Raw genomic sequence first — 13774 nt, forward strand, 5'->3', positions numbered from 1 at the left:
AAGTTCCACGCAAGGCCTAACATGTTACTCAGGTAAAACAACACGCTTTCGGGATGAATGGATGGGAAAATGCAATAACCTTTAACGGGGTGGTGAACAACACCCTTTTACAAATGGAAAAATCTGGCCCATACGAGCGTTTGCAATACGCTTGTCTATTATTGAATAAGCCTGCGGAACTCACCAAAACTAAAAAGGCAGGGTTTTGCCTTAAGCAAAACCCTGCCTTTTTAGTTATACCTTAAATTCTTTTAAATGTTAAGTCAGGAAATGTCAGAAGCAGACAATTTTACCTTTTTACGATACGGCCAAACCTTGAAAATAACGTAACAGGCTGCCATTACTAGTAATAATATATCAGCACCGGTAAGTGGCACACCCGGACCGCCAGGGTCGCCACCGCAATCGGGATTGGTGGGATCGGGACATTGACCGATTACAATAGGGATGGCAAAAAAAACCAATATAAAAGTGAAAATAATTTTCTGTCCGTTAATGAAAAACAGTCTTTTCATAATTTTCTTGTATTTTTTTAAATAATCATTAATTAAAAGCAATCCTGAAATTTTGCTTTATACCCGTTCCATTGCTTACAGACAAATTGTATACCCCGGCAGCTGCGGCAGCCTTGTTCAACATGATAACATATTTGCTACTGCCACCTGCGTTAGTTATTGTTTTAACAAAAACCTGCTGTCCGGAAGCATCTGTAAGTGATACAATATAATTGCCCCTGGGTTGATTGCTCAGAGATAGCGTAAATTGCTTATTTGTAATAAGCGTAGGGTATACTTGTATTCCTTTCTTTTCCTTCCATTGTACCACCACAACACTGCTATAACCAAATGTTCCACTTTCCTCATTACCGCGGATGCGATAATAATTATTTCCTTCTGCTACCTGGCCATCTGCCCATTGATAATTTGCACCTTTAGTTAACCCTTTTGCTAAAATAGTGCCCATTTTATTAAATTGAACCCCATCTGTGCTTTTTTCAACTTCATAATTTTTTATCCCCTCTTCGCTGCCCACACTCCAGTCTACCAGTATATTATTCCCGGCAGGTAGGGCGTTTATTTTTGTGAATTTAACAGCTAGTGGAGCAGAAGGACTCAACACTATTAAAAACCTGTTCAAGCTGCTACTGGCCGGGTTACTGGTAATGCTAAATGGATAGGTAATGGTGGCATTACCAAGATCAATTACTTTTTGTGTATTGGTAAACCGATCAATCAGAACAGCTGTTTGATTAATACCGGCAAAATTTCCGCTGGCAATTGAAAGGGCATAGTCTCTCACCTTCAAATTCCAGAATGGAACAAAAAGTGTATCACTTTGCGTGGGAAAAGGGCGACTTTCTATACTTAGGTAGCGGTTATTTCTTACCAGGCTGATGTTTTCGTTAAAGCTATTCAACTTCACGGCGTCAAAAGTTTCAGTAGGAGCAACATTGTAAATATCATTATAACGGGCCAGGGCACCATCCGCTTCCCGGCCAAGGGTATTTCCTACTGCTTCAAACAGTTTAATTCCCAGTTTACTCACCCCTGTTCCGGTGGGGCTCATCGGGCGAAACAAGGCCTGTGGCGTTACGCTGGTTTTGTTACTTTCCTGGATGGTAAGCGTTACCCCTCCGTTTTGCTGAACAAAAAATGCCTGACCGGAATTAACAGTAAGATAGGGTGTACCATCAGCAATTCCTCCACCAAGATCATAACTAGCGCCATTCCAGCTTAAAACCCTGTAGGCACCGCTGGTTCCCTGGGATGCATCCCATACCCAAAAATTTCTGTTAATAACAGCACTATTACCTGTATTGTTATAAACAGCGTCCAGATCAATAGAAGCAGCATATGGATTGCCTACTACAGCAAAAGCGTTTGCGATAGTAATTGTCTTGTTGCCCTGGTTTAGTGTACCGTTCGGTCGTAGTGTAGTAGTACCAGAACTGGAAGCATCTGCTATGGTTCTGTCTCCTCTTACATATAGCATATACCCCTGTTCAGCAGGCAGGCTGTTGGGAGCCGGCGTGTTGGTAGCACTCGGCCACCCGTTGCTGGTGGCGTTATACGATCTGATGGAAGACGTTGTTGCCGCTGATAAACCGGTAAACCAGTCAAAGCCGGCACTGGCCGCGGCAGTACCATCACTATACCCCGGTCCTGTTATTAAAGTTCCTGTACCCGGTATTTCCAAATTAGTCGGTGTAGCATCCGGGTTAGCGGGTGCCCCTGCCCATGCTTCCCGGATAGTTTGGCCGGTAACAGGTATGGTTAACAACCTCCAGGCACGTTTGTTATTATTGCCAATAAATCTTTCGGCAGTTACATTGGTAGCACCGGAGAGCGTTGCAGTCGCAGCAATAGTGCCTATCGCTCCTGTGCCGGTTGCATCAGATTTTATTGTAACAAGTTGCCCGTTAAAATCAAGCGTACCGCCTGCCGCTACATCTATCATATGAGTAGGATCAATATCTAGTGTTCCGGATGATATCGTGAATGTTTTTCCTGTACCTACTGTAAAATTCGAATCGAGTACTATCGCATGACCATTGATGATGTCTACTTTATTAGTACTAAGTGGTGCCTGCGTAGCGGTTACCCAGGTTCCATCAGGATTATATTCCCAGGTGTTGGGATCTTTAAATGAACCCGACTGCCTGCTATGAAAATCTGCAACAGCAATAGCCTGTGCAATAATATCAGCTGTTAAGCCAATTGGCTGGGATATGGTATAATTGGTACTGGGTGCGGTGTAACCGATCACCGTTACAGGCTTGCCGGTGCCTACATTTGCATTGTTGAAATTAGCTACCGGTGTACCTGTTACGGCAAAACTTTCGCTGTTTTGCAAACCTGCATAAGCCGCCGTACCGGTTAAAGAGGCCGTAGTTGTCCCATCGTACTGTTTATTATTTACTGAGATGCCTGTAATTGTTAAAGGCGCTTTAGTTACACTTAATACGCCGTTTGTGTAAGTGATGGTGTAGTTACTGGCTGTAAAGGTTCCTCCTGTAGCAGCAGACGGCACTATTAAATAGTTGGTGGCGGGGGCTGTACTTACTGCACCGGTACTGGCAATGGTAATACTGCCAATGGTCTCACCGTTTTGCAAACCTGTGGAGGTAAATGCTGTGGAACCCGCCCCTACCGGAAATGTTTGCCCGTAAACTTTACTGGCTCCGGTTGCAGTGATTGACAAGGCCGCCGTAGTTATATTGGCTGTTGTAGTTGGCTGGCTAAGCGTGTAGGCGGTAGCATTTGCACCACTAATTGCAAAACCGGTAGTGGAGACAGTTTTACCAGTGCCCACATTTTTATCTGCAAATGTTCCTGTTGCTCCTGCGCTGTTCAATGTTACCACATCTCCACTTACTACACCCGAAAGAGCTGCTGAACCGGTAATTAAAGTTGCAACGGCTGTACCATTGTAGGGCCTGTTGCCAACGGTTACACCTGTAATAGTTAAAGGAATACCAGTCTCCCCTAACCCAAGATCATTTGAAGCGTTTGTGGTGGAAAAAGAAGTCGCATTACTGTAATTGGGTGAACTAAAAGTTGTTGAGTTGGATGTTGTACCTCCATTTGCTTCTCTTCGTATAATGGATACCGTACCTGCTGGTGTTACGCCCCCATTGTTTAACCCAATGGTATAAGCAGTTCCCGTAGCAGATTGCGCAATATGCCAATACCGGCTACCAAACCTGGCAGTACTTATATTCGCCGGAACAGTTCCCGGATAGGCACTTTCAAATTGCTCAATGGTGACTGTTTTTGTTCCCGGTGCCGCGGCATAAGTAAAAATAACGGGCCTATAATTACCTCCTTTGCCTATTGGAAATGTTGTTGCCGCCGTGGTAGTGATAACTCTCGCCAGTTTCCCATCTATATAGCTCGCGCTACTACCTCCGCTAATACTACCCGCAACTGTGAGTACATTCGCGCCTGTTGTAATAATCCCGCTGGTTAATGTAAGCGTTCCATTAACAGTTAATGTTAATGATAAAGTTTTTGTTCCTCCACCGGAAAAAGTACAATTATTTACAGTAGATGGTAATCCGGTTGTAGATTGCCCTGTGCCGTTAAATTCATAATTAGAAGTTGCCGGCAATGTTACAGTAGATTTATTGCCAACTGCGGCAATTGTGCAGCTCGTTCCCAAAACACCTGCCGTATTTTTAGTTTTTAGAAGTCCGGAGGTTCCTAAGGCAAATGTGGTTGACCCATTACCTCCTCCATTTGATAATGTCAACTGACTACTTCCTGCAATGGAAAATACGATTGTTCCATTAACAGTTACTGTAGTATTTATATTATTTGCTGGATTATTTGCTATTTGCATCAAACCATCTACCTGTAACGTACCTGCCAAAGTGGTAGATGTTCCATTTGCAAAAACAGCACTTTGAGTACTTAATATAACCCATGTATCACCGGCATTTGTAAACACAGAAGCAGCGGTACCTCCCCCTCCTCCAGTATTATCAGTTGTCCAATTCGTTACAATGTTTGCAGTAGCCTGGTTGGCTGTTTTTAGATAGTAAGTGGTTTGGGCTCTACCCGGAAAACTCAAAAAGGTAAAGCTCAGTATTAGTAAAGTTTTTACAGTAAGAATAGAATTATTCTTCATAAGTAATTTTTATAAGGGTAATGGTTTATTAATAATTTACTTACATGCTGTAAATGGAAAATGAATAAAGATTTCGCAATCATACAATTTTTAAAACCGGTACAACGAATGGATTAAATATTTATTTGCTATTATAGTAAAATTATTACGTAACAATAGCGAAAGTATTACAATTAACAGGATTTGCAGGTATTTTTTCCGGGAAAATATATTTTGAGATAATACTGATACGGCCTGGCAGGCTCCGCAGTTTTCCTTTTTTAGACAGATAAAGCAAAAAATGAAATATTGGTGTTGAATAGTTTCGGAAGAAGATGGCGAATGGTGAAGAAAGCCCGCATAAATGAGTTAGATAAACTACTAATAAATAAAAAGGAGGCTATCTCAAAAATATGAGTAGCCTCCTTTTCTAATTTCGTCCCACAAACCGGGGAGCTTATCTATATTATTTTATTCTCAAAGGTTACATGTTTGTTTCAACTAGTATTTTAAAAGTTCAAAAAATACACCTTACGGTTTCATACTGTTTACGCTGCCCTTTGCCTTGAAAAAGGCTGCTTAGTTGTTTATAACTGACTTTGCCTGATAGAGCAGCTTCCTGTTTGCTAATTTTTAATCAGTACCCTAAAGTTTTGCAGGCTTCCGTCGTTACCCGTTACCGTTAAATGATAAATGCCTGCACTGACTGCTTTTTGAAAACGGATCACCCGGGCGCTGTTACCACCTGCATTACTGATTGTTGTACTAAACACCTGCTGGCCAGATAAATTGGTAAGGGCAATATTGTAATCGCCCGCTGTTGCACCGTTTAAAGCTATGGTAAATTGCTGGTTGTTAATTAAAGTGGGCGTAACCTGTATCCCTTTTTTCCCGTTTAGCTGTACTACCGCAATGCCGCTATAATACATTTTTCCACTTTCATCGTTACTTTTGATCCGGTAGAAATTATTTCCTTTAACAGGGGCATTATCCGTTACAATATAATTGCCACCTTTGGCCGCGTTCATTGCCTGTACACTGTTTATTTTGCTGAAGTGTATGCCGTCTGTACTCTTTTCAATATCATATTTTAAAATTCCAGCTTCACTGGCATTACTCCACTCTATTTGTATGTCACTCCCCCTTGGTATGGCATTTATCCGGGTAAATGTAACCGGTAACACCCCAGATTGGGCAGGGGCCATTATAATAATGAACCTATTCAGGCTGCTGCTCGCAGGGTCGTTTGTAATACTAAAGGGATAAATAATAGTACCCCCGTTCATATCTATCAGTTTTCTGGTATTGGTAAAAGCATCAAAAAGCGAAGCGGACTGGTTAAGTCCTGTAAAGAGGCTACTGGTAACAGTAAGGGCATAGTCACGCTTGGTTAAGCCCCAAAAAGGCATAAACAAGGTATCATTCGATGTGGGAAAAGGGCGGCTCTCTATGCTAAGATACCGGCCACTTCTTACCAGGCTGAGGTTTTCATTAAAATTATTCAGTTTAGGCGCATCATAGGTTTCAAACGGCGAAACACTATATATATCGTTGTACCTTGCCAGTACGCCATCACTTTCTGTACCAAGCGTGCTGCCTGTTGCCTGGTACAACTTGACGCCGATTTTACTTACCCCTGTCGAACCCATTGGTCTGAACACGGAGGCTGGAGTTGCAGTGCTTTTATTACTCTCACTGATAGTAATGCTTCCGGTATTGTTCTTTTCAACAAAAAAGGCTTGCCCGGAATTAACCACAAGGTAATCGGCGACATTGCCTGATCCGCCTGTCATATCATACGAACTGCTATTCCATGTGAGCGAACGATAACCCCCACTTGTTCCAAGGGTAGCATCCCAAATCCAAAAATTATGATTTATTACAGCACTGTTACCGCTGTTATTATAGACTGATTCTAAATCGATGGGACATGCATAGGGGTTACCAATTACCGTATATGTGTCATTTACAGGGATTGTCTGTGTCCCTTGTTTCAAGGTTCCAGTCGGGTTCAATGTGGCATACCCTGAATCAGTTACTGTTGCAACAGTCCTGTCTCCCCGTACATAAAGCATATAACCCTGTTTATCCGGCACAGTTAAGGTACTAGGCGTATTAGTAGCACTGGCCCAGGCTTTTGAAGCAGTATAATACCGGATAGAAGAAGTAGTATTTGTTCCTAAACCTGTAAACCAGTCATATCCGGCGGCAGCAGCCAGGTTGCCATCGGCATAGCCATGTCCGGTTATTAACGTACCATATCCTTGGCTTTCACCTGTCGGAGCACTAGGATTTGCATTTGCTCCGGCCCAGGCCTGGCGTATAGTTTGACCGGTTACAGGTATCGACAATAATCGCCATCCTCTTGAACCAACGCTATATTGATTTCTGTCCATGTAACGCTGAACCGATACATTTGTAGCGTTTGTTAAGGTCCCTTTAATTTCTCCCATATAAGCGGTGCCGCTGATATCACTGTTTAATATCAACGATTGGCCATTCAGATCCAAGTTATCAGAAGACGATCCAAAAATAATTCCATTGTAAATAGTCAGTTTTGTAAACAAAGTGGTTGTGACTGTTCCTGCATGACTAAGCGTAAGTGTATTGAGTGTTTCCTGTCCGGCCGCAAAATACAGGGTTTCGGAATTAGACCCTCCCAGAATTAATTTACTTGATGCATTGCCGGCTAGAAATCCTGCAGTTCTTGTAATGCCTGCATTTGCGTATAGTGTTCCTGAACTAAGATTTAGAATACCGCTATTGAGTGCTATGATACCATTTGCATAAAGAGTACCTGAGCCTAGATTCAAATTCCCCCCGTCAAGATTGATTCCTCCGCTTATGGTGACCCCCGATCCAAGATAGGTATATCCACCTGAAATTTCCATCGAACTCAGGTTGGCACTGGTTGGCACTAGATTAAGTATACCAAGATCGGATTTAAAGAGTCCTCCCGTTCCACTTACTATTCCACTGATTTTAAAACTGGCCCCACTAGCAGGTGCAAAAGTCACGTCGGCTCCCAACACTAAAGGACAGGAGATTTCAGCCATTCCCGAAGTTGCTGTTGTTGAAACAGATCCTATATGTAGTGCCGCAGCCCCGCTTATAGTTGCACCATCGGCAATCGACACAATTCTTGCACAGTAAGCGTCCACTGTAAGTATAGGGTACCGGGGTCCATTTGGAAAAATAACAGAGTCAGTAATTGTCGGATAATTTGTACTCGGAGTCCAGTTGGTTTTGGTGAACCAGTCACTACTTGTGTTTCCATTCCAGGTGTAAGTAGTTTGCGCTCCTGCATATTGAAAAAATACAACAATGAAACAAATTAAGAGCGTCGCCCTTAATTTAAAGGGCCACAAAAAATGTTTCTGTTTGAAAAGTTCAGAAGATTGATTTTTGTTGGTACGCTGGTTATAAAAACTTACAGACGATGCAGGGGTTGCGAGATTTCCTCCCCGATGGGGGAGAATCAAAGGTAGATGGGTTTGCATGAACTAGTTTGGATTTAGTGGATTTTACAAGGATATTTTGATTGATAAATCTGGCCCAACTGCGTACACCTTTGGGCCGGATTTAATGAGGTAAAAGTATGCAACTGGACAAGTAAATTATATAGCCGGATGACGATGCTTTTATAAGACTATGCCTATAAAGGCGATAGATTTTTTTCTACTATTGACTGGTAAAATAATGCAGCCCTGTAGATGAATACCTATAACACTGATTAGGAGTAAATTAAGCCCAGGAAAATTAAATACATCTTGATTCAGCCTGCCTGCGAGAAAAACACCGGCGGTTTGAGCATGTGGTGAAAAGCTTAATAACAACTGGTTTACTGTTCAAATAAAAACGTCCTTCATCAAAGAAGAACGTTTAATCAAAACAATTACCGGCTTAAGTACATATTTTTTATGCGGAGAGTAAGAGATTCGAACCTTTGTTTGTCATTATTCCTAAACTTTATTTCTAGTACCTGCAGAGTACTGCTAATGTTATGTTTCTGAAAAAGGCAACAAACAAAAGCAAACCTTTAATACATTTTATTTGCTACCTATTTTGCTACCTGCTTTAATTGTCTGTATATTTGAACTAAGTTAAAATGTCAAATTTATGGGGACCATCCGCTTCGTATTACGGAAAGACAAACCGAATAAAGATAATTTTTCCCCGATCGAATTAATTTATCAACTTTCTGGCAGGCGCAAATATTTCCGAACAAAAGAGAAGCTTTTTTCATTCAATTGGAATGAAAAAGAACAGCGAGCAGTTTATTTAGATAAAAAGGAAGTAAAGAAATTACTGCCGGCAATTGACCTTCAACTATTGCCTAGCGCTAAAGAAATTGCCCAGGTAAATGATAACCTTGCCTCTTTAAAGAAGGAAATTGCTGATATAGAAAGGCGCTTTGAATTAAACAAGGTCGTTTACTCAGTAGAAATGTTAGTTGAAGAATTAAAACATAGCCATGGTCCCGCAACAAAATCTGAGGCGCCCAACAACCAAGTTTTTGATTTCATTGATAAATATATATTGGACAACAAAGACAGCCGTGAGCCCGGTAGCATGTCTGTATATAAATCGGTAAAAAATCATCTGCAGAATTTCCAAATTGAAAAGAAAAAAAAAGTAACATTTGATAAAATAGATTATTCTTTCTTTTTAGAGTTTCAAAACTATCTTATTAACGTCCGCAACCAACGAATTCCAAACGGGTTGGGTAATGTTACGATTGCAAAACTCCTTTCTACGGTAAAGACTTTTTTAAATTATGCTAAAATGCATGGCATAGAAGTTTCAAATAAGTACAAGGACTTTACAATCAAAAAAGAAAATCTGGAAGTTATTGCATTGACAAATGATGAGTTTGAAACGTTATTTAATTTTGACTTTTCAGAAAATAAAAGGCTTGGCCAGGTTAGGGATGTATTTTGTTTTTCTTGTGCTACTGGCTTAAGATACTCAGACCTTGCTCAACTAAAACGGGAGCATATAAAAAAAGATGAGATACGATTAACTGTAACTAAAACAAAACAAAATCTATCTATTCCATTAAATCCATATTCTGACGCAATATTGGCCAAGTACTCCAAATTCCATAAACCATTACCTGTTATTTCTAATCAAAAGATGAATGATTATTTGAAAGAATTATGTGAACTGGCAAAGATTGATGAGCCGGTGCAAATTGTTCGCTTTCGAGGTTCAAAAAGAGAAGAAATTTCTCATCCAAAATATGAATTAATAAGCGTGCACACTGGCCGTAAAACATTTTGCACATTGTCTTTAGAAAAAGGAATGAGCGCCGAAGAAACGATGCAAATTAGCGGCCATCGCGACTACGCCAGTTTTAAGCGCTATATCAATATAACAGAACAGCGAAGCAAGATTGTAATGAAAAAAGCCTGGGGGGAGATTTAAAAATCAAAATTAAAAGCTGTATAAATTAAGAGCCAGTTATGGAAATTGAAACTTTATTTCAAAAGTCTGTAGAGAAATTAACCGACAAAGAATACATCTTTCTTGTCAAAAAATTTGATGAGTGCGATGAAGTAATTGATCAACTTGAAATGCTTTACTCCATGCGGTCACTTCCAATTGAAGGAATTTATCGTACTACCAGAATGATAAATGGCACTGAATATACTTTTGGAGTAACACCCGATTTGAGTGCTGATCTCTTTATTGAAGGAAATGTGTTTGTGGAAATGTTCAAACACGAATATATTTTGGCCCATGAACAGGCTTTAGTCGATGAAATAATAATACCAGAATGGCTAACCGTTCAAAGAAAAATAGATGCAATAAAGAAAAGAATTTCTCAATCACTAGAATTAATTGAAATTGGGAAAAACCTGGGTTCAGCTCACCATAAAAAGTATCAGTTTTATTGTTATGGATACGAGTGTGAAAAATCAGTAAGCCCTTTTTTTAACGAGTATCAATTGAACAACAATTGGAGCTCTTATTGTACTAAGTATGGTTTTGATGTATCAATATTTATAGATACCGTGGAGGGCGCTAATATAGCTATTTTAGAACAATCTTATTGTGAATGGATTAATAGATTAAATGGAGTTGCTGACTGGCCGGGCTGGTTTTTAAAACAACTTGAAATCAAAAGTTTAACCATACCGAAAACAAATAAGCCAATTAATAACAGACAAGATGAGATTATACAAGCCGCGAATATTAATATAGATTTAATCAAAAAAAATAAAAAGCCGAAGAGTAATAAAATCGATTATTCAAATCTTACTCTAAAAGATGTTTGGTTAAATAAAACTGAAGGGCACTATACTCAACGAATAACTGGCCTCTCCGAAAAAGACGAAGACCTGGAAATAACCTGCATTATTACAGATCAGGACAAAAACCTTCAATGGAATGGTGAGCAAAAGCATCTACGAGCAATGATTTGGGCCGCTAAAGAACTAGGTTTTATTGATCGGCGATTAGGCGGAGAAAATACCAGGATTATTTTAAACAATACTTTCAAAAATCTCGATATCCCCGCCGGGTCATTTGGCCAATTTACCAACACAAAAATTGGCATAGTAAAAAAAGAAATAAGAGATAGCCTATTTTATTTATTAAAATAAAGTGCCTAGTTTACCTATTTTACCTACAATATAGGCAGTTTGACATTTTATCAATTTTGCAATAGCCACCTTTATTGAGCAATCAATAAAAAGGTTATTATGGCAGGCAGCAATACAACAACTTCACAACGAAATGGCCTAATTACGTTTCAAATCAACTTAGATGTTGATCAATTACGGTCTATCATTAGAGAGGAACTACAAGCGGCTGGTACGGTTTCCTGTAACCCTTCCACAAACTCAGACAAGCCTATTACAACTAAAGAGCTGTGTGAGCATTTGCGCTTAAGCAAACCTACTATTTTACGGTACCGCCGTAAAAACAAAATTCCATTCTTCTATATTGGCAGCGCCATACGATTCAATTTACAGGACGTAAAAAAATCTCTGGAAAAATAATGGCAATATTTAGAAAAGTGCATGTGGATATCTGGCGTGATGCGTTCTTTGAAAGCCTAACTCCGGAGCAGAAATTTTTCTTCATTTACCTGCTCACTAATAGTAAAACAACGCAGTGTGGAATATATGAAATCACTGTCAGGCAAATAAGTTTTGATACTGGTTACAATGAAGACACAGTTCAAAAGCTATTGGATTTTTTCATTAAGTGCGACAAGGTATTTTATTCGTCTACTTCGAAAGAAATAGCTATAAAAAATTGGAAAAAGTACAATGACAGTACTAGCCCAAAGGTAAAAGCATGCGTATTTAAAGAGTTAAAATTGGTGAAAGATAAAGTATGTATACAGTATGTGAACACTATTAATACTATATCGCAAGAAGAAGAAGACCAAGAAGAAGACCAAGACCAAGAAGGAGAAAAGAGAGGGGCAAATGAATTGCCCCCACCAAATCCACCTTTAACTACACCTTTAAGTGAACAGCCATTAATATCTGTTCAACTGGTGCCGGCACAAAAAAAGAATGCCCGCGCCGAAAAATTTATTCCACCCACGCAGGAAGAAGCCGCTGATTTCTTTGTAAAAATTATCGGCAGCCCCAAAAAGCCAGGATGCTGGCCGTCGCAAAAGTGCCAGGAGCAGGCCGGTATTTTTTTCAACCATTACAATGCCAATGGCTGGAAACAAAGCAACGGTTTAAAGCTAGTAGACTGGCATAGTGCAGCAAATAACTGGGTCACCCGGGAGCGGTCCGGCAACTTTACCCCGGCCAGTGCTCCAGCTGCAGAACCTGCCGCTGCGGTAAGCATTCGAACCGGCGCCAAAGATGAAAGGGAAATCAACTATCTGTATGAACGCTGGTGCGAAGATGAAACTAAAGTAACGGTGCTGGGGCTGGATGCCCTACAGTACGATTATCTGAAACGTTGCGGCCGCATACAGTTTACCAATGAAGATTTTGCTATAGCTGCTGCCAAAGCAAAAAAGTACCTGGCAGAACACGCTGTAAAAGATTCGGATAAAGAAGAAACGGTCCAAAAGTTTAAAAAGCGGTTTGGTATACTGCACTTTTTTGCACAAATGAAAGCGGAAGGAACAGAGACAATTTTTTCTGATCAAAGTAAGTGTGCTGTGCAGCAGTGATCAATGCTGAAAGTACTGATGAAAGCAAATTTTTTAATAATCATAAATTATCAAAATGTTACAACAACCAACAAAAAAGAAAGCTATTACGAAATATAGCAAGCTGTTAAGCGATGGCAAAACCAATGAAGAAATTGCCAAATTGATGGATGAAGAAGAATTTACTACGGAAGAGCAGGCTGAAATATTTGCAGGTATATCAGATGCTATTGAATCTGGCAAAAACAAACTGACAGATGACACAAAAATATTTGATCCAGCTAATCCCAATGCCATTATTAAAAATGATATTGACTATGCTAACCTCGTTGGTCCCGAATTCAAGAGATACCTTGATTTACTTGAAAGTCTGGATCCTGAAAGGGGGCACGGACCGCATACCGGGCATTGCTTCCAGTTTGAATTATACCGGGCAAAACCTATAAGAAAGGTAAGGTTTGAAGGTATGGAAGGTAGCCCAATGGATTTTATAGGAATCATGTTAAAAACAATGGGCGAAAGAGACAGGTTTGAGCCGCCTATTGTAACAACCAGCATTACTATCAGAACCGCCCGTGAACTCAATTCGCAAATAGTAAATGCACATGGAATTGCTGGCCATGGAACCTACTACTTACTTAAAAAATAATCCAGATCATAACAAATTCAATTACAAATAAACAAAATCATGAAAAAAGAAACTGGTGAATCAATACAACTCAACAAAGGTTTGAATATTGATTTTAATTACAGCCGATTAGACGGCGCTGAATTTAAGCGATACAAGGACAGTCTCACACAATTATCTGTAGCTGCCCCTTTGTCAAAACACAATTTCGCTTTGTTTTCTGCAGCGCCGGCGTGGAAAAATGAAATTGGGAAAGGCAGGGTACATGGCGTCGTAATTGTTGCAAGTGGTTTTATTAAAAACGAAACAGTTGCGATACAGGAAGCGTTAAACCATAACGCCAAAATTGGGAAAGCGGAAAGCATTGCCGGCCAGGGAACGTATTATTTACTTTTAAAAAGTTGATA

The 13774-nt window shown here is 40.1% G+C and carries 9 protein-coding genes; 6 read left to right on the top strand and 3 right to left on the bottom strand.

Translation table 11 applies throughout. The features are described 5' to 3' along the window. Nucleotides 1-263 precede the first annotated feature (263 nt). The 3 genes from QWZ08_RS24940 to QWZ08_RS24950 form a co-directional block, all read right to left on the bottom strand. Entirely contained in the window at nt 264-515 is a 252-nt protein-coding gene (locus QWZ08_RS24940; RefSeq protein WP_290340369.1) for a hypothetical protein, read from the bottom strand. 28 nt (nt 516-543) lie between these two features. Continuing rightward, complete coding sequence (locus tag QWZ08_RS24945) at nt 544-4629, bottom strand: beta strand repeat-containing protein (protein WP_290340370.1); 4086 nt, start codon at nt 4627-4629, stop codon at nt 544-546. Between the two features lie 605 nt (nt 4630-5234). Further along, nucleotides 5235-8108 carry a DUF8693 domain-containing protein gene (locus QWZ08_RS24950; protein ID WP_290340371.1) on the bottom strand — a complete coding sequence of 958 codons (2874 nt, stop codon included), beginning with the start codon at nt 8106-8108 and terminating at the stop codon, nt 5235-5237. Between the two features lie 619 nt (nt 8109-8727). On the opposite strand from QWZ08_RS24950, the gene QWZ08_RS24955 reads away from it, so the two are divergent. The 6 genes from QWZ08_RS24955 (at nt 8728) to QWZ08_RS24980 (ending at nt 13772) form a co-directional block, all read left to right on the top strand. Next, a complete protein-coding gene (locus QWZ08_RS24955) occupies nt 8728-10035 on the top strand; it encodes a tyrosine-type recombinase/integrase (protein ID WP_290340373.1) in 1308 nt (435 codons plus the stop codon). Nucleotides 10036-10073: 38 nt separating this feature from the next. After that, nucleotides 10074-11216 (top strand): hypothetical protein, encoded by a 1143-nt coding sequence (locus QWZ08_RS24960; RefSeq protein ID WP_290340374.1) that lies wholly within the window; start codon nt 10074-10076, stop codon nt 11214-11216. A 99-nt stretch (nt 11217-11315) separates the two neighbouring features. Next, a complete protein-coding gene (locus tag QWZ08_RS24965; RefSeq protein ID WP_290340375.1) occupies nt 11316-11615 on the top strand; it encodes a helix-turn-helix domain-containing protein in 300 nt (99 codons plus the stop codon). Continuing rightward, nucleotides 11615-12760 carry a hypothetical protein gene (locus QWZ08_RS24970; RefSeq protein WP_290340376.1) on the top strand — a complete coding sequence of 382 codons (1146 nt, stop codon included), beginning with the start codon at nt 11615-11617 and terminating at the stop codon, nt 12758-12760. The genes QWZ08_RS24965 and QWZ08_RS24970 overlap by 1 nt, the downstream gene beginning before the upstream one ends. Before the next feature lie 55 nt (nt 12761-12815). Continuing rightward, nucleotides 12816-13388 carry a hypothetical protein gene (locus QWZ08_RS24975; protein WP_290340378.1) on the top strand — a complete coding sequence of 191 codons (573 nt, stop codon included), beginning with the start codon at nt 12816-12818 and terminating at the stop codon, nt 13386-13388. Between the two features lie 39 nt (nt 13389-13427). Then, entirely contained in the window at nt 13428-13772 is a 345-nt protein-coding gene (locus QWZ08_RS24980; protein WP_290340379.1) for a hypothetical protein, read from the top strand. Nucleotides 13773-13774: the final 2 nt, after the last annotated feature.

The sequence above is a fragment of the Ferruginibacter paludis genome (assembly GCF_030409685.1).
Classification (GTDB): domain Bacteria; phylum Bacteroidota; class Bacteroidia; order Chitinophagales; family Chitinophagaceae; genus Ferruginibacter; species Ferruginibacter paludis.